Source organism: Pseudomonas sp. FW300-N2F2, from assembly GCF_017351655.1.
Classification (GTDB): Bacteria; Pseudomonadota; Gammaproteobacteria; order Pseudomonadales; family Pseudomonadaceae; genus Aquipseudomonas; species Aquipseudomonas fluorescens_AA.
In genome coordinates, this window is record NZ_JACNDQ010000003.1 from 387,572 (window position 1) to 404,731 (window position 17,160).

Here is a 17,160-nt window from a genome sequence, read left to right on the forward strand (position 1 = left end):
TGACGTAGGGGTAACGGGTTTTGAATCCGATTCAGCGCCAGCGGCGGAAGATCAACGAGGTGTTGACCCCACCAAAGGCGAAGTTGTTGTTCATCACGTATTCGTTGCTCATCGACCTGAACTCGCTGCGCAGGTAGTCGAGCTGGCCGCATTGGGGATCGACCTCATCGAGGTTGAAGGTGTGCACGTACTGGTCGCTTTTCAGCATTTCGATGCTGAACCAGGACTCCAGCGCCCCGCAGGCACCCAGGGTGTGGCCGAGGAAGCTCTTCTGCGAGCTGATGGGCATGTGCTCGCCAAACAGGCTGCTGGTGGCCAGGGTTTCGGCGATGTCGCCCTGTTCGGTGGCGGTGCCATGGCCATTGACGTAGCCGATGGCCGAGGGTTCGAGGCCGGCATCTTCCAGGGCCAGTTCCATGGCCCGGCGCATGGTGACCAGTTCGGGGCGGGTGGCGTGCTGGCCGTCGGCGTTGCTGCCGAAGCCAACGATCTCGGCATGAATCCGTGCGCCACGGGCCAGGGCGTGTTCCAGTTCCTCGAGCACGAGCATGCCGGCGCCTTCGCCGATCACCAGGCCATCGCGGCCTTTGTCGTAGGGACGCGGGCTGGTTTGCGGCGCATCGTTTTTCAGGCTGGTGGCGTAGAGCGCATCGAAGACCATCGCTTCGGTCGGACACAGTTCTTCCGCACCGCCGGCCAGCATCAACGGCAGGCGCCCGAACTTGATGGCCTCGTAGGCATAGCCGATGCCGTGGCTGCCGCTGGTGCAGGCACTGGAAGTGGGGATCAGGCGTCCGGTCAGCCCGAAGAAGATGCTGATGTTGGCCGCCGTGGTGTGGGGCATCATGCGCACATAGGAGTTGGCGTTCAGGCCTTCGGCCACGCTGTTGAGCAGCATGTTGCCGAACGCCTTGATCTCGTCGGTGCTGCCGGTGGATGAACCGCAGGACACGCCCATGCGCCCGTCCTTGATCGATTCGTCGCCCAGCAGGCCGGCGTCGGCCAGGGCCTGTTCCGCCGACGCGACCGCCAGGCGCGAGACCCGCCCCATGCTGCGCAATTGCTTGCGGGTCCAGTGGGCCGGGACCTGGAAGTCGTCGATGGGGCCGGCCAGGCGCGTGTTCAGTTCGGTGAAACGGTCCCACTCATCCATGCGCCGGATGCCGCTGCGGTTGGCGGCGAAGTTGCTGGCGATGGTTTCCCAGTCGCTGCCCACGGAGGTGATGCCGGCCATGCCGGTGACGACGACGCGCTTCATCAGCACAAGCCTCCGTTGACGGCCAGGACCTGCCGGGTGATGTAGCCGGCTTCGGCGGACATCAGGAAGTTCACCGCGCCAGCCACTTCTTCCGGGGTGCCCATGCGCTGGGCGGGGATCATTTTCATCAGTTCTTCCACGGGTACGTTTTCATCGAGCATGGCGGTGTCGATCAACCCCGGCGCGACGCAATTGACGGTGATCTTGCGCTTGCCCAGCTCGATTGCCAACGCCTTGGCCGCGCCGATCAAACCGGCCTTCGAAGCACTGTAGTTGACCTGGCCGCGATTGCCGATCAGCCCGGAAACCGAAGTGATGCAGACGATCCTTCCGGCGGCGCGACGCCGGATCATCGGCATCATCACCGGGTGCAGTACGTTGTAGAAACCGTCGAGGTTGGTGCGCATCACCACATCCCAGTCGTCTTCGCTCAGGGCCGGGAAGGCGCCGTCGCGGGTCAGGCCGGCATTGAGCACCACGCCGTAATAGGCGCCGTGGGCTTCGACATCGGCTTCGAGAATGGCCTTGCAAGCGGCGCGGTCGGCCACGTCGAATTGCAGCACCCGGACGTTGCGGCCCAGGGCCTGGATTTGTGCCTGGACCGCCTCGGCCTCGGCGCGACCGTTGCGGCAGTGCAGCACGATGTCGTGCCCGGCCTGGGCCAGGCGCAGGGCGATGGCGCGGCCGATGCCACGGCTGGAGCCGGTGACCAGTACGGATTCAGTCATGGCGGGGTTCCTGTTGCGGACGGTTCATGAAGGTAATGGGCAGCCTGGGGCGGACGGAATACATTGAGCCGGGCCGTGGCATGGATGCCGGGGGCGTGGATGTGGCATTCGAACACGCCCATGCCGTTGTCGTCTTCCAGGGAGCGCACGCCATGGATGCTCAGCTCGGTGCCGACGGGAAAGCAGTCGACGTTGCATTCGAACTTGCGGGTACCGAGCAAAAAGCCCAACTCCACGGCATCGCCGCGTCGGCGCGCGTGGCAACCGGCAAACGCCGCGACACTCTGGGCCATCAGCTCGATGCCGACCCAGGCCGGCAGTGCGCCGTCGTCGCGGTTGAACAAACCGCCGGGCTTGACGGTGGCGTGGGTGTGGATCTGTTCGTCATCGAACGACAGGATCCGGTCGATGAGGATCATGTCGCCGGCATGGGGCAGCAGTTCGGCGAGCGGCCAGTCAGTCATGGGGCGTCTCCGATAATCAGGCTGACGTTGTTGCCGCCGAAGGCAAATGAATTGCTCATCAGGCGGCGCGTAGTGGCGGGTTTCAGGCGGGTGTCGGCGGTGACCCAGTCGAGCGCTGGCAGGGCAGGATCGGCCTGGCCGTCCCAGATGTGCGGCGGCAGGGCCTGGGCGGTGTTCTGTGTGCTCAGGGCCAGCCAGCAGAACGCCGCTTCCAGCGCCCCGGCCGCGCCGAGGGTGTGGCCGGTCATGGGCTTGGTGGACGAGCAGGGCACACCGGCCGGGAACAGCCCGGCCACGGCCTGGCTTTCCATGGCGTCATTGTGTTGCGTGGCGGTGCCATGCAGGTTCAGGTAGTCGATCTGGTGGGCGTCGAGGCCGGCGCAGCGCAGGGCTTTTTCCATGGCCTGGCGTGCGCCGCGACCGCTGGGTTCGGGCGCGGAGATATGGTGGGCATCGGAACTGGCGCCGTCGCCGAGCAAGGCAATCGGTGTGCCCTCGCCTGGCGTCTTGCTCATGAGGAACAGCACCGCCGCTTCGCCGATGTTGATGCCGCTGCGGTTCACCGAGAACGGATTGCAGCGTTCGTTCGACACCGCTTCCAACGCGGAAAAACCGTTGAGGGTCAGTTTGCACAGGCTGTCCACGCCACCGCACAGCACTGCATCGCACAGGCCCAGGTCCAACAGGCGCCGGGCGCTCATCAAGGCGCGGGCGCTGGAGGTACAGGCCGTGGAAATCACGTAGGACGGGCCGCTCAGGCCGAGCCAGTCGGAAAGAAAGTTGGCCGGCGCGCTGAGTTCCTGTTGCTGGTAGTCGTAGCCGTCGGGGAAGCGCTGCTCGCGCAGGTAGTGGGCAATGCCCTGGCTGGCCTCATCGATGCCCGACGTGCTGGTGCCCAGGACGATGCCGATGCGAGCGCGCCCGTAGGCCTGGATGGCCTGGTCGATCTCCGCGCGAATCTGCAGCCCCGCTTCCAACAGCAGTTGATTATTACGGCTGCGTTGCGCCGCCAGGGCAGGGGGGATGGGCGCGAGTTCACCCGGTACCGCGGCGACCGGCAAGGCCCGTTCGGCCACCCAGCCATCCTCGCAGCGCACGCCCGAGCAGTCGCCGGCAAACAGGTTGCGCGCGACAGTGTGCTTGTCGCGGCCCAGGGCGCAGATCACCCCGAGGGCATTCAGGTAGGCGGTCATGGGGCGTTCTCGGTCAACGGTGTGATGCGGTAGCGGGGGCCTTGGGGCAGGCTCATTTCGAAATCCAGCGGCTGCGTGTAGCGCACCTGCCAGCGATTATCGAGGGTCCGTTGCGACGTCTGTCGCCGGGCCGCCGGATAGTTGCCGGACAGCTCGGCGTCGGGGGTCAGGGCGAACAACAGCGCGGCGAACAACTCCCGGGCCTCGGCATTGGGTGGCAGCAGACCGTCGGCCTGCCACTGGCCGTCGACCAGGCGCTGGCGGGCCACGGGAATGCCCAGCGGGTCCATCATCGACCAACGGATGCTGGTGTCTTCGCGCTGGATCACCAGTAGCCAGTCCTGGCGTTGGTCGGCCAGGGTCCGCTCGATGTGCAGTTGCATCGGCAACGCCAGGGTCGGCGTGCGTGCGGGCAGCGGCGCCTGGCTGGCGCAGGCGCTGAGCAGCAACACACAGGCGATCAGCAGGCCACGGATCATCCGGCAGCCCCTTCGCCAGGCTTGCGCGCCACCACATTGACCAGGGTTTCCTCACGCTCGCCAAATGGCTTGGGCCGGCGCAGGCCAAAGCGCTCCAGCAGGCCGAAATCCTTGGCACGGCTCCACCACAGGTACGGGTAGGAGACGTTGCGGTCTTCGAACCGGAACCCTTGATCGCGGATCATCTGCAGGTACTGCGCGGCACTTTTCTGTACGTGCATGGGGTGGCGGAACAGCCAGCGGATCACCCAGGTATCGATGTAGGCTTCGGTGGATTCGGCGAACATCAAATAGCCGCCGGGCTTGAGTACGCGGTAGAACTCGGCGAGGGCTTTTTCCTGCTCCACCAGGTGATGGAACGTCTGGTGGCAGAACAGCAGGTCGACGCTGGCGTCGGGCACCGCCAAGGTCGCGCAGTCGCTGCCGATCAGTTCCACGGTCATGCCTTGGCGCGCGGCTTCCTCCCGGCTCAGGTCCAGGCTGTGAGGGTCGGCATCCACGCCGATCAGGCGTTGTGGCGCGAACACCTGGCGCAGGTACTGGAATGATTTGCCCTGGCCGCAGCCGGCGTCCAGCAGCACCGGATTTGCTGGCAGCGCGGTGCTGAACAGGCTGCGCAGGTCGTTGATCGCCACGCGCAACACGTGGTGCTGCCAGGTGTGGCTGCGCAGGAACCAGAAGCCGAAGCGGGTTTCTTCGACGTAGTTGTCGCTCAGGTAGCTCATGGTTGCGGACTCGGCGCCGGGCTTGCGCAGATTTCCGAGAGCATGCGCAGGCGCCGCTTGGGTTCACTGACAAACGGGTTGCGCTGATCCCAGGCGTAGCCAGCCAGGATCGAACTGATCATGCGCCGGATGTCGTCTGAACCTTCGGTGTAGAAAATCACGTCCTGGAAGGTGCCGGCGTACCAGCCCTCGACATAGCAGCGGAAGGTGTCGACGCCGCGCTTGAGCGGCTCGGCAAACTCGCTTTGCCAATCGACGCTTTCGCCTTGGAGCTGGCGGTGGAGTACGTCGGCGGCCATGCTCGCCGAACGCATGGCAATGGTCACACCGGAGGAGAACACCGGATCGAGGAATTCCGCGGCGTTGCCCAACAGGGCAAAGCCAGGGCCGTGCAGGGTCTTGACGTTGGCCGAGTAGCCGCCGATGGTGCGTGCCGGGGTGTCCCACAGCGCATTTTTCAGCACGCCGGCCAGGCTCGGGGTTTCGTCGATGAAACCACGCAGGCAGGCATCGAGGTCGTCGGTGCGACCGGCGAAATGTTCCGCCGCCGCGACCACGCCCACCGAGCAGCGCCCGCCGCTGAACGGAATGGTCCAGAACCACACGTCACGTTTGCTCGGGTGGGTGGTGATGAGGATCTTTTCCCGGTCGAACGCCGGAGTGTCGATACGATCCTCGATGTGTGTGAACACGGCCTGGCGCAGCGGGAAGTTGGACGGTGCTTCAAGGTCCAGCAGGCGCGGCAGGACGCGACCGTAGCCGCTGGCATCGAGCACGAAGTCAGCTTCGACGCAGTACTGGCTGCCGTCTTCACGCTGCACGCCCAGTCGTGGTTTGGCGAGGGTGAAATCGGCGCTGGCAATCGCTTGGCCGTAGCGGATCTCCACGCCTTGCAGGGCGGCCTGGTCGGCCAGCAATTTGTCGAAGTCGGCCCGTTGCACCTGGAAAGTGGTGGGCTTGCCGTTGCTGAAGGTATCGCCGAAGTCGAAGGCGCTGTAGCGCTCACCCCAGGCAAACGCGGCGCCGTTCTTGCGTTGGAACCCGGCGGCATTCACCGCGTCGAGCATGCCGGCTTCTTCAACGAAATCCAGGCAATGGGACAACAGGCTCTCACCGATGGAGAACCGTGGGAAATGCTGGCGCTCGATGACCAGCACATCGTGGCCCTTGCGCTTGAGCAGCGCGGCGGCAATGGCCCCGGAGGGGCCGGCACCGATGACGACGACCAGGCGATGTTCCGTTTCAGTCACAGGCATTGGGATTCCTCGAGTTCCGTAATCATCGTTGGTCTTCTTGAGCGGGTGTGGGGTGTTCGTGACGCCCGGCCCACGGCGCCAGCATGAAACTGAAAGCCAGCCCCAGGCTCACCGCCAGGCCGAAATTACTCACTGCCGGTGTGCTGGAAAGCGCCAGCAGGCCGAACGACAGCCAAGTAGTGATCGCTGCCAGGAAAGTGCCCAGCAGGCTCACCGCCGCGCCACCAATCTGCTCGCGCATCAGGATCGCGTAATCGACGCCGATGGCCGTCACCAGCAGCAGGCCGAACAGGCTGAACAGGGTCAGTGGCTGCCCCAGCCAGCCGAGGCTCGCCAGGCTGCACAGCGCGGCCAGCAATGGCAGGGCGACGATGCGCAAGGCCGCACCGACCCCGAAGGGCCAGATCAGCACCAGCACGATCAGCACGCAGGAGGCCAGTTTCAACTCGGCGGCGCTGACCTGCGTGGCGGCGAAGACCCGGTTCAGGTCCCCCAGGCGATCCACCAGTTGTACCCCCGGCAGGTCCACGGCTTGCACCCGCAGCAGCGCGGCATCGTTCAAGCCTTGCAGGCTGATCATGGCGGCCACGCCTTGCGCGGTGGGGCCGAGCCAGAGCGTGCGGTACGGCTCGGCCAGGGGCCCGGCCAGCGCGGCATCGATGTCGGTCACCGGCAAGGCCTGCAATTGCGCCAGTTCCGCTTGCAGCGCGGCGACCGGCACGCCCAGGTCCAGCAACGGCTGCCAGACCGCCGGCAACCGGGCCAGGGCCTCACGCACTTTTTGCTGGTCGGCGGGTGGGCTCACCAGTTGGTTCAGCGACAGGTAGCCCTGGAGTTTTTCCAGGGCGATCAACTGATCCAGCCGCTCGTTGAGGGCGGTCTGGCGCTCCAGCAGTTGAGACTGATTGTCGGCGCGGATCAGGAAGAACTGGCTGGTGGGCTGGAAACCGGTGATGCGCGCGATCTCGCGGGCTTCGTCGGTGAGGTGCTGGGGCGTGCCGATCCACTGGCGGATGTCGTTTTTCGTGGTCAGGTGCCAGAGGCCGCCCGCGCAGAAGCTCAGCAGCAACACCAGCAGTACTGGCGTAGGCACCCGTGCCAATAACGCCTGGCGGATCTGGAGCAGGCATTCGCACAGCCGCAGCGGCCACTGGGCCGGACGCAAATCCGCGCCGTTGAGCAGCGCTGGCAACAGGCACACCGCGGTCAAGTAGGCGCCGACCAGCCCGGCGGCGGAAAATATTGCGATCTGGGTCAGGGCCGGGAACGGCGTCCAGGCCAGGGCCAGGTAGCCGATGCAGGTGGTCGCCAGGCTCAGGCTCAGCCCCGGCAGGGTCAGGCGCAAGGCCGGCCAGCTGCGCCATGGCTTGAGGCTCCAGCTCTTGGACAGGTAGTGCAGGGGGTAATCCACCGCGACGCCGATCAGGCTGGAACCCAATACCAGGGTCATCACATGCATGCGTCCAAACAAGGCCACGCACGCCACGGCACCGAACAGCATGCCCACCAGCACCGGCACGAACGCCAGCCACACGCGCAAGCGTCGGAAGGCCAGCAACAGCAGCAGCAAAATGCCGACCGTCGCGCCACCGCCGACCCAGGTGATTTCCCGCGACGCCTGTTGCTGGCCGCTGGCGGCGTACAGCAGGCCGCTGGCCGCCAGCAGTTGCCCTTGGGCCTGGCTCGCCTGGTCGCGGCTGCGTTGCAGCAGCTCGGCCACTTGCAGCGGCAGGTTCATGTCGAAGGCGTTGCCCTGGGCGCGGGCCCGCAACATCACCCAGCTTTTACCGTCGGCATCGGCGACCAAGGCCCCGCTACCGATGTCGAATTTGATCGCGCCGCGTTGGGGCTGGCTGTTCTGGATACGCCCGGTCAGGCCCAGCCAATCGTCCTGGTTCGGCACCAGGCTGAAGCCGCTGAACGGGTCGAACAAGGCCTGCACCCGTTGCTGGATGAACGCCTGGGGCTGTTCGATCAGTTGCTGCCGGTCCGCCGCCGAGAGCATCGCCAAGCGCCCGTTGAGCAGTTGCGTACGCAACGCCGGCAGGTCGGCCTGCAATGTCCATTGCACCTTGTCGAACAGGCCGCTGGCCTGCCATTGCTCGCCCAGGGTTTGCGCCAGGGCGATGGCTTGCTGGCGATCGGCATGACCGACCAGCACCAGCACCTCGCGATTCAACGGTTCCTGCATGCGCTGCTCGGCGATCAGTTCCAGGGCATCGGGCGACGTGCCCGGCACCAGTTCCATGAGATTGGCCGACAACGGCGCGCCGTTGCGCCACTGCCAGCCGGCGAGCGCGAGCACGGCCAGCAGCAGGATCAGGAACAGCCGGGGCAGCATCCGTTCACTCGGCAAAATCATGTTGCTCCGTTTCGCTCAAGGGGTGTGCACTGGTGGCGTCCTGCATGCGCAGCACGGTGCTGTCGCCCTGGGTTTCCAGCAGTTCGATGCGCTGGACCAGTTCGCCGCCGTCGATGTTGATCTGGTTGAAGACCTGCTTGAGCAGCACCGAGCGCGGGGTCAGGGTGAGTTTCCACTGCTGTGGTTCGCCCGACAGGCTCAGTTCGAAATCCCGTTGCAAGCCACTGCTGTCGCCCTGCAATACCGCCAGGAACAGGCGGTTCTGTTCGGCGCCGGCGCTCTTGTTCGGCAGCATCTGCCAGGCATTGCCATCCCGCCGGGCGATGCCCTGGGCGGTGATGCGGTAGTCCTGTTGCAGCGGGGTTTGCAGCAGCCACAGCAGGCCATGGTTTTTCGCCAGCACGAAGCGGCCCTTGCTGGTGAGGGGCTGGGGCAGGGCGCGCAGGTGTTTTTCCTGGATGAACTGGCCGTGGATCACCTCCGGGCGGGCCAGTTGGTCGCTCAACTGCTGCAGGTCGAAAGCCTGGGCCAACGGCGCCAGGCAACACAGCAGCAGCCAGATCGACAAACGTTTCATGGCAGTTTCCTTTCGACGGCTTCGACAAAGACCCGGGGCGAGGCGAGCAGCATTTCGCGGCTGGCGATGTCCACGGCCACTTGTACCGAACTGGCGCGGGTCAAGCGCTCGCCGGTGGCTGCGTCGCTGATCAGGTAATTGATCTTCAGCCGGTTTTCCCACTCCACCAGGCTGGCACGCACGGTCAGGGCCTGGCCGAACACGGCGCTGCGCACGTAGCGCAGTTGCAGGTCGATGACCGGCCAGGCATGGCCGGATTCGAGCATGTCGTTGTAGTTGTGGCCGATCAGGTCGAGCAGCGCACAGCGAGCCACTTCCAGGTACTTGACGTAGTGGCCGTGCCAGACCACGTTCATCGAGTCGACGTCGAAAAACGGCACCACGATGTGGGTGTCGACGTGCAGAACGCCTTGGCTACGCATGCAGCCTCCAATGTTGTTCGGCGATGCGTTGCAGGCACAGGCGCAGTTCGCCTTCCAGGGCGCGGTCTTCGATGACCGGGGCGAAATCCTCGGCCAATTGCTGGTGCATGGCGGCCAGGGCCGGCGGCAGCGGCCGCGCGTCTTCGGCACGACTGCGCAGCCATACGCCCTGGTTGGCCGCCAGCAACGTGGCGGCGGCGACCTGTTCGGTCAGTTCCAGCACGCGGATCGCGTCCCGGGCGGCGATGGTGCCCATGCTCACCTTGTCCTGGTTGTGACATTCGGTGGAACGCGAGAACACGCTGGCCGGCATGGTGTTTTTCAGGGCTTCGGCGGTCCAGGCGCTGGTGCCGATCTGCACGGCCTTGAACCCGTGGTTGAGCATTGCCCGCTCGGCGCTGGCGCCGGACAGGTTGCTCGGCAGGCCATGGTTGTAGCGCTCGTCCACCAGCAGCGCGAGTTGCCGATCCAGCAAATCCGCGACGTTGGCCACCAGGTTCTTCAGGCTGTCCATGGCGAAGGCGATATGCCCGCCGTAGAAATGCCCGCCGTGGAGCACGCGCTCGGCTTCGGCGTCGATGATCGGATTGTCGTTGGCGCTGTTGAGTTCGGTCTCGATGAACGAACGCAGCCAGCCCAGGCTGTCGGCCAGCACGCCAAGTACATGGGGCGCGCAGCGTAGGGAATAGCGATCCTGCAGGCGATGCAGCGGCGCTGTCGGCGCATCGATCGCCAGGTCCTTGCGCAGCCACGCGGCGACTTGCATCTGCCCTGGGTGTGGCTTGGCGGCGAACAGGCGCTCGTCGAAATGTTCCGGGTTGCCTTGCAGGGCGACGACGTTCAACGCGGTGATACGGGTCGCCAGTTGCAGCAGGTAGTCGGCCCGGGCGAAGGCCAGGCAGGCCAGGCCGGTCATCACAGCGGTGCCGTTCATCAGCGCCAGGGCTTCCTTGGGCCGCAGCACCAGTGGGGTCCAGCCCAACTCACGGTGCACATCGGCGGCCAGGCGCCGCTCGCCGCGGAACATCACTTCCCGTTCACCGGACAGCGTGGCGGCGACGTAGGACAGCGGCGTCAGGTCGCCGCTGGCGCCCACCGAGCCTTCTTCCGGGATCAGCGGCAGGATGTCGTGTTCGAGAAAGGCCTGGAGCCGCTCCAGCAGTTCCACCCGCACCCCGGACACGCCGTGGCACAGCGACTGCAAGCGCGCCGCCAGCACCGCGCGGGTGGCCTGGGCGTCCAGCAGTTTGCCCAGGCCACAGCCGTGGAACGTGTACAGGTGACGCGGCAGGGCCTCGACGTGGTGTAGTGGTACCGCGACCACGCAAGAGTCACCGTAGCCGGTGGTCACGCCGTAGATCACGCCTTCCTTGTCCAGCAAGGAGTCGAGGAATTGCGCACCCTTGGCGATGCGCTGGCGGAACGCCGGGTCATCCTGCAACTGCGTCGGGGCCTGACGGTTGGCCAGGGCCAGCACATCTTCGATGCGCAGGGGGCGTTCGCCGAAGGTTACCGGCTCAAGAGTGGGCATCGTCATCGGTCTTCCAGAAAGGGTAAAAGTTGAACCACTGTTGGGGGCCCTGGAGGCAGTACTGCGCCAGGCGCTCGGCATAGTGGCCGGCCCAATGGGCGATCACTTGTTCGCGCTCGTTGCGTTTCCACACTACGGCATCGGCGAAGGGTTCGAGCGTGACGCGATAGCGCCCCTCGTGCTTGAGGCACATCAGCAGGTTGACCGGGCATTTCAGCAGGCCGGCCAGCAGCCAGGGCCCCTGGGGGAATGCCGCCGGGTGGCCCATGAAGTCCACGGTCACGCTGCGTCCGCCGTGCAGTGGCACGCGGTCGCCGGCAATCGCCAGCCACTCGCCGCGCTCCAGGCGCTCGCTCAGTTGCAACATGATCACCGGGTTCAGCTCACTGACCTGGATCAGCCGCAAGTGCGTGGCACCGGCCTCGCCCAGCAAACGGTTGAACTGCTCGGCGTGCTTGGTGTGCACCAGCACGTTCATGGTCACTTTCTCGCCCAGCTCGGCCAGGGCCCGGCACATCTCCAGGTTGCCCAGGTGCGCGCCCACCAGCATTTGCCCACGGGCATCGCGCAGGTGATTGCGCAGTAGCGCCGGGTCGACGATTTCGATCTGGTCGATGCTCAGCTTGCCGTTCCAGACGTCGAGCTTGTCGAGCAAGGAATCGGCAAACGCCATGAACTGCCCGAACACCCGCCAGCGGGTCGGGCGCAGTTCGGGGCGTGCGCTCCAGTCGGCCAGGCGTTGCTGGTATTGCCAGGCCGCCTGGCGCGCGCTGCGGCCGAAAATGAAAAAGTACAGGACGATGCCGTACAGCACCGGGGTCAACAGGCGTCGGCCGAGCACCTTGGCGGCGAGCGCGGTGAGTTTCATCAGCCAGAAACTGCCGCGCTCCTGGCGGTCGGCCCAATGTTGCTTGTCTGCCTGAAGGCTCATGTCCGCCACCGTCGCCAGAGGATCAGGGGCGCGCGCACCAGCATGCCGAAGAACAGCCGGGTGTGCATGCTGGAAATCAGCACGTTGTCGTGGAACAGGCGAAAATGTGAAACGCCGTCCTGAGGGTAATGGACTCGGGTGTGCAGCCAGTGCATCGGCTGATTGCGCCAGGCCAGGCGCACCAGGATGTCCGAGTCGAAATCCATGCGCTTGCCGATATTGGCCGAGTCGATCAGCGCCAGGGTCGGTGCCAAGGGATAGACCCGAAAGCCGCACATCGAGTCGCGGATTTGCAGGGACAGGCTGTTGATCCAGACCATGACGTGGGTCAGGTAGCGCGCGTACAGGCGACCTTTCGGCACGCTGGCGTCGTAGTGCGGATAGCCGCAGATCACTGCGTCCGGGTGGGCACGGGATTGCTCGATGAAGGTCTTCACGTCGCCCAGATCGTGCTGCCCGTCGGCGTCCACTTGCAAGGCGTGGCTGAAACCCAGGCGCGACGCTTCCCGCAAGCCGGTCATCACCGCGCCGCCCTTGCCCTGGTTGACGGCCAGCCTGACCAGATGCACCTGCTCGCCCTCGGCCAGCCGTTCCAGTACGGCGGCACATGCCGGGTTGCTGGCGTCATCCACCAGCACGCAGGGCAGGCCGTTGGCGAGCAACGCCTGGACCACCGCCGAGATGGCGGTTTCGTGGTTGTAGACCGGGATGACGGCGCAGGGGTTATGCATGGGTTGCACCTTCCACTGATCTACTGTGCACAGAGGAATTGTGGTGAACGGAGAGTTTGTTGTGGCGAGGGAGCTTGCTCCCGCTGGGCTGCGAAGCAGCCCCCTGTATTCGAGATCGCTGGGCGAGCGCTGCGCGCTCGAGCGGGAGCAAGCTCCCTCGCCACAGGAGGGCAGTGTGAGCATTAATCATTCGTCATCCCCAACACAATCCGCCCACTGGAACAGGCCGCCGTGGCATTGCGGTAGGCAAAGTACAGTTTGCCGCGCTCGCGGTCGAAGCGCAGGTGCAGTTGGATGTCGTCACCGGGGCGAACCAGTTGCTGGAATTTCAGCACCTCCATGCCGACGAACCGCGGCGGCAGGTCCAGCAGTTGGCGGCCCAGGCTCAAGGCCCAGTCGACCTGCACCACGCCGGGCAGTACCGGCGCGGTGGGGAAGTGGCCGCTGAAGTACGCGAGGTCAGGCGGCACGACCAGGCGCAGGCTCCACTCGCCGTCGGTTTCAACCTGCTCCAACACCTCGGGGGCTTTGGGGCGTGGCGCCATCAGCAGCGCCTCGACCTCGGCCTGGGGCAGCTTGCCCTGGGCGTTGAGCGGCAACTGCCGCAGCCAGCGCCAGCGCCGTGGCAGGGCGAGGGTTTCGCAATGTTCGCTCAGGTGCCGGCGCAGGCCCTCGGTCACGGCCCGCCGACCCTGGTTGCGCAAGGCCCGCAGGCCAGCGTCGCTCAGCACCAGCAGCGCGCCGAGGGAGGCGCGATTCTCCTGCACCACGCCCAGCCGCGCTTCGCTGACCCAGTCGTGAGCCACCAGCGCCTGTTCGAGCATGGGCAGGGAGATGCGCTTCTCTTCGAGCTTGACGATACGGTCCAGTCGCCCGAGCAGCTCGAAGCGCCCATCTTCGGCGATTCGCGCCGCGTCGGCGGTGTGTTCCACATGCCCGGCGGGCAGATAGGGCGAAGCGATCAGCAAGGCGCCGTCGCTGTCCTGGCGCAGCTCGACGTCGGCAAAGGGCTGCCACCATGGGTCACCCTGGCGCCAGGCGATACCGCCGGTTTCCGAGCTGCCGAAAATTTCCGTCGGCCATTGTCCAAGGCGTCGCTGCAAGCTTTGCGCGGCCTCGGCCGGCAAGGCGCCGCCGGAGGAGAACACCCGGCGCACGCTGCTCAGGGCCGGCCAATCGAGGTTATCGCCCATGCGCTTGAGCAACGCCGGGCTGGCGACCCAGGCGAACACCGGCTGCTCGCGGCTGGCGCGTTGCAGGTCTTCGGGGAACGCCAATTGCCTGCGCCCGAACGGACGCCCGGCGCACAGCGGCCACAGCACTCGGAACAGCAGCCCGTAGATATGTTGGGTGGCAACGCTGCCGATCATGCAGGCCGGGCCCAGGTCGGCGCCCCACAGCTGTTCCAGGGCCTGGACTTCGTTACTCAACTGCCGCAGGGTTTTCTCGATGCGCTTGGGCTCGCCGCTGGAGCCGGAGGTGCACAGGCTCAGCCAGCAGTGATCGAGGTCCAGTTCGACGGCGTCCATCGGCGCGTGTTGCAAGTCGTCGGGATGGGTGTCGCCGGGCTGGTCGGTCAGCCACAGGTCCACCTCCGACGCCCAGCGCTGGCGTGTCTGCGCTTGCAGGTCGGCAGGAAGCAGGACGCGCGTGCCGGCGTGCCAGGCACCGAGCAGGGCGATGGCCAGGTCGGCTGCATCTTCCAGGTGCACCGCCACATGGCGCACGCCCTGGGCTTGCAGGCCGGCCGCCAGGCGCAACGCCGCGTCCCGCAGTTGCGAATGATCCAGCGCCGGAGCGACCGCGACGGTGCGTTCCGGCTGAGCCCTGAGCAACATCCGCTCAAGTGTTATCCAATTCATGGGCGGCCTCTTACCCGTTGTCGTATGAGCCATTCAATGGCAAACAGCAGCCCCATCAATCCGTAGGAAATCAGGCCGGTGTACAACATCCACCAGCTCAGCGGCGCCCAGAGGGTCAGGGCGGCGGCGAGCAAACCGTTACACAGGAAAAACACACTCCAGGCCACCGTGACCTGACGCGTATACACCACCGCCTTGGCCGGCAGCTGCGGTTCGCGCAGGCGGGCCAGGCGTTCGATCATTGGCGGGCCGTATTTCAGGCTCAGGGCAAACAGTCCGAGCATGAACCCGCTGATCAGTACCGGGTACCAGCGCAGCAGGAGCGGGCTGTCGAACAGCGCGAGCAACACGCAAAACACGATCGCCGTGGTCGCCATCCAGCGGCTGCCGTCACCGCCCTTGCCTAGCAACGCCCGGGCCAGCCACAGGCTACCCAGCAGCAGCCCGAACTGCCACGGGGCGAAATGCTCCATGCCGAAATACACCGCAAAGGGGTACAGCAGGCCTGCCAGCAGCAGGCCGAGGCCAATCAGCCGGGTCATGCGGCTGGTTGAACCAGTCGATAGACCGCCTCGACCACGTCATTGACGGTGCGCACCGACTTGAATTCTTCGGCGGCGATTTTCTTGCCGGTCTGGCGCTTGATGTGGTCGATCAGGTCAACCGCATCGATGCTGTCGATTTCCAGGTCCTGGTACAGGTTCGATTCCAGCGTCACGCGCTCTGGGTCCAGCTCGAAGAGCTCGACCAGGGCGTCACGCAGGGTGTTGAAAATGTCGTCACGAGTTTGCATGGTCCGGTCTCAGGGGCGTTTTGCAGTGACGAAGGCCGCAAGGCTTGCCACATTGCTGAAATGGTTACGAGTGTCCTTGGCGTCGGCGTCGATCTTGATGCCGTACTCCTTCTGGATCGCCAGGCCTAGCTCCAGGGCATCCACCGAGTCCAGGCCCAGGCCTTCGCCGAACAGGGTCTGGTGGTCGCCGATGTCGTCGATGCCGATGTCTTCCAGGCCGAGGGCGTCGATGATCAGCTGTTTGATGTCACGGTGCAGATCGCTCATCTTCGGCGAGCTCCTTGATGAAATAGTGATGCAAGAAATCGTTGAGCCTGCGCGAAGCCTGGGGTGGCGGGCCGAGCGCGGCGAACGCCTGTGGATCTATATCGGCCCCGACGTGAAAACTGAAGTGCACGCGGCATCGGGGGATGCGATACCAGGGTTCGGCCTTGGTCAGGGTCGTGGGGTTGACCTTGATCGTGACGGGCGTGAGGATTTTCGCACCCCGCAGGGCGATGGCCGCGGCCCCCCGATGAAAGGCCGGCACCTGGCCTGGCTGGGTGCGCGTCCCTTCGGGAAACACGATCAGCGTCTGGCCATCTTGCAGGGTATCGCTGGCGGCATCGAGCATGTCCATGCTGCCGTCGTTGCTGATGTACTGGGTTGAACGCAATGGACCGCGGGTAAAGGGATTGTCCCACAGGCTTTGCTTGACCACGCAGTTGGCGTTGGGTACCAGCCCGATCAGGAACACCACGTCGATCAGCGAGGGGTGATTGGCAATGATCATCTGCCCGGGGCGCCCGAGCCGTTCGGCACCATCGATCTGGTAGGTGAGCACGCCGGTACGGGCCATGAACCGGATAAAGAACCAGAACAACCGCCCGACGGTGCGGCGGGCCCTTTGTCGGTGGGCCTGGGCATCGCCAGGCAGCCAGGCCAGCAACGGAAAAACCAGCAAGCGCAGGCACAGCCCGCCCAGCCCGAACAGGGCGAAGCTTGCGGCGGTCGCGACCAGGCGCCAGTAATAGGCGTCGCGATGTTTACCGGTCACCGGTTGCGTTGCCAGGTCCATACACGATTCTTCCAGGCATGTTGGCAGGTGGTTTCGTTGTTCAGCAGGGTACGCAACAGGTCCAGGGCATGGGGCCAGTCGCTGCCGGATCGTTGGCCGGCCTGCGCGGACAGGTCCAGTTGCCAGTCGTCGCCCGGCGTCAGCAGCAGGCCTACGGCATAGGGGAAAGGCACGTCATCGACCCACGGTGCGTAGACCTGCGGCGGTTGCTCTTCGGTGATCACCAGCAACACCGCCGGCGAACCTTCGTTCAACAAGGCGGCGGCCTCCAGCACACCGTGTTCCAAACCGTCGCCAGTGGCGGCCAGGGCGGTCATTTCGCTGGTTTCGCCGCGCATGATCGACCACAGGCCGATCACGGCGTTGTGCACCGACAGGCTGAACTGGGTTGGCGACAAGGGCTGGTCGGCCGCCAGGTCCTTGAGAATCTCGAAAGTGCGTGGGGTTTCGCCGTGGCGGGAAATAAAGACCAACGGTAGGTCCGGCTGGCCCTCGGCCAGTGGCCAGCCGACACTGAAGGCCATCCGCGCCAGGCGGCTGAGGCGACGACGCTGCATGGCGGGCAGGAACGATACGTCAGGGGCGGCATCGCTGGCCGGCAATACAACCGGCTGTCGGCTCCAGGCCTGCCAGTCGTCCACGCTTTCGAGCCCAGGGGCCCACGCGCGCCATTGGGCGATATTGAAATTGATCAAAACTCATCCCACCCCTGCGGGGCTTTTATTGTCACGGTTCAGTGGTTTGACCCGCGTCCTACCCTGCATGGCCTTGCGACCCAAGTGGCGCGCATT

General features: G+C 65.3%; 19 protein-coding genes. All 19 read right to left on the bottom strand.

Going from position 1 to position 17,160, the window contains the following annotated elements:
* Positions 1 to 31: 31 nt before the first annotated feature.
* Complete coding sequence (locus J4E63_RS22535) at positions 32 to 1,258, bottom strand: beta-ketoacyl-ACP synthase (protein ID WP_192261903.1); 1,227 nt, start codon at positions 1,256 to 1,258, stop codon at positions 32 to 34.
* Positions 1,258 to 1,986 (bottom strand): 3-oxoacyl-ACP reductase FabG, encoded by a 729-nt coding sequence (gene fabG / locus J4E63_RS22540; protein WP_207283411.1) that lies wholly within the window; start codon positions 1,984 to 1,986, stop codon positions 1,258 to 1,260. The genes J4E63_RS22535 and fabG overlap by 1 nt, the downstream gene beginning before the upstream one ends.
* Positions 1,983 to 2,450, bottom strand: a complete 468-nt coding sequence (locus tag J4E63_RS22545; RefSeq protein WP_092203402.1) for a hotdog family protein — start codon at positions 2,448 to 2,450, stop codon at positions 1,983 to 1,985. The genes fabG and J4E63_RS22545 overlap by 4 nt, the downstream gene beginning before the upstream one ends.
* Entirely contained in the window at positions 2,447 to 3,643 is a 1,197-nt protein-coding gene (locus tag J4E63_RS22550) for a beta-ketoacyl-[acyl-carrier-protein] synthase family protein (protein ID WP_207283412.1), read from the bottom strand. Before J4E63_RS22550 ends, J4E63_RS22545 begins: the two co-directional genes overlap by 4 nt.
* Positions 3,640 to 4,122, bottom strand: a complete 483-nt coding sequence (locus tag J4E63_RS22555) for a DUF3261 domain-containing protein (protein WP_207283413.1) — start codon at positions 4,120 to 4,122, stop codon at positions 3,640 to 3,642. Before J4E63_RS22555 ends, J4E63_RS22550 begins: the two co-directional genes overlap by 4 nt.
* A complete protein-coding gene (locus J4E63_RS22560) occupies positions 4,119 to 4,847 on the bottom strand; it encodes a class I SAM-dependent methyltransferase (protein WP_192261906.1) in 729 nt (242 codons plus the stop codon). Before J4E63_RS22560 ends, J4E63_RS22555 begins: the two co-directional genes overlap by 4 nt.
* Positions 4,844 to 6,103 (bottom strand): NAD(P)/FAD-dependent oxidoreductase, encoded by a 1,260-nt coding sequence (locus J4E63_RS22565; RefSeq protein WP_207283414.1) that lies wholly within the window; start codon positions 6,101 to 6,103, stop codon positions 4,844 to 4,846. Before J4E63_RS22565 ends, J4E63_RS22560 begins: the two co-directional genes overlap by 4 nt.
* Positions 6,104 to 6,125: 22 nt before the next feature.
* Positions 6,126 to 8,465: an MMPL family transporter gene (locus J4E63_RS22570; RefSeq protein WP_207283415.1), complete on the bottom strand. Its 2,340-nt coding sequence runs from the start codon at positions 8,463 to 8,465 to the stop codon at positions 6,126 to 6,128.
* Positions 8,449 to 9,042: an outer membrane lipoprotein carrier protein LolA gene (locus J4E63_RS22575; RefSeq protein ID WP_207283416.1), complete on the bottom strand. Its 594-nt coding sequence runs from the start codon at positions 9,040 to 9,042 to the stop codon at positions 8,449 to 8,451. Before J4E63_RS22575 ends, J4E63_RS22570 begins: the two co-directional genes overlap by 17 nt.
* A complete protein-coding gene (locus J4E63_RS22580; protein ID WP_060739517.1) occupies positions 9,039 to 9,464 on the bottom strand; it encodes a thioesterase family protein in 426 nt (141 codons plus the stop codon). The genes J4E63_RS22575 and J4E63_RS22580 overlap by 4 nt, the downstream gene beginning before the upstream one ends.
* Complete coding sequence (hutH, locus tag J4E63_RS22585; RefSeq protein ID WP_060739516.1) at positions 9,457 to 11,001, bottom strand: histidine ammonia-lyase; 1,545 nt, start codon at positions 10,999 to 11,001, stop codon at positions 9,457 to 9,459. The genes J4E63_RS22580 and hutH overlap by 8 nt, the downstream gene beginning before the upstream one ends.
* Positions 10,982 to 11,926: a glycosyl transferase gene (locus tag J4E63_RS22590; protein ID WP_192261910.1), complete on the bottom strand. Its 945-nt coding sequence runs from the start codon at positions 11,924 to 11,926 to the stop codon at positions 10,982 to 10,984. The genes hutH and J4E63_RS22590 overlap by 20 nt, the downstream gene beginning before the upstream one ends.
* Positions 11,923 to 12,657 (bottom strand): glycosyltransferase family 2 protein, encoded by a 735-nt coding sequence (locus tag J4E63_RS22595; RefSeq protein ID WP_092173568.1) that lies wholly within the window; start codon positions 12,655 to 12,657, stop codon positions 11,923 to 11,925. The genes J4E63_RS22590 and J4E63_RS22595 overlap by 4 nt, the downstream gene beginning before the upstream one ends.
* 182 nt (positions 12,658 to 12,839) lie before the next feature.
* Positions 12,840 to 14,519: an AMP-binding protein gene (locus J4E63_RS22600; protein ID WP_207283417.1), complete on the bottom strand. Its 1,680-nt coding sequence runs from the start codon at positions 14,517 to 14,519 to the stop codon at positions 12,840 to 12,842.
* On the bottom strand, positions 14,516 to 15,061 hold the full coding sequence (locus J4E63_RS22605; RefSeq protein ID WP_072407257.1) for a hypothetical protein: 546 nt from the start codon (positions 15,059 to 15,061) through the stop codon (positions 14,516 to 14,518). The genes J4E63_RS22600 and J4E63_RS22605 overlap by 4 nt, the downstream gene beginning before the upstream one ends.
* Positions 15,058 to 15,312, bottom strand: coding sequence for an acyl carrier protein (locus J4E63_RS22610; RefSeq protein WP_030140951.1), 255 nt, complete (start codon positions 15,310 to 15,312; stop codon positions 15,058 to 15,060). Before J4E63_RS22610 ends, J4E63_RS22605 begins: the two co-directional genes overlap by 4 nt.
* A gap of 9 nt (positions 15,313 to 15,321) precedes the next feature.
* Positions 15,322 to 15,579 carry a phosphopantetheine-binding protein gene (locus tag J4E63_RS22615; RefSeq protein WP_014336216.1) on the bottom strand — a complete coding sequence of 86 codons (258 nt, stop codon included), beginning with the start codon at positions 15,577 to 15,579 and terminating at the stop codon, positions 15,322 to 15,324.
* The gene (locus tag J4E63_RS22620; RefSeq protein ID WP_207283418.1) at positions 15,560 to 16,369 is read right to left on the bottom strand and encodes a 1-acyl-sn-glycerol-3-phosphate acyltransferase; all 810 of its coding nucleotides are present in this window, start codon (positions 16,367 to 16,369) and stop codon (positions 15,560 to 15,562) included. Before J4E63_RS22620 ends, J4E63_RS22615 begins: the two co-directional genes overlap by 20 nt.
* A complete protein-coding gene (locus tag J4E63_RS22625; protein WP_072407253.1) occupies positions 16,345 to 17,064 on the bottom strand; it encodes a beta-ketoacyl synthase chain length factor in 720 nt (239 codons plus the stop codon). Before J4E63_RS22625 ends, J4E63_RS22620 begins: the two co-directional genes overlap by 25 nt.
* Positions 17,065 to 17,160 lie beyond the last annotated feature (96 nt).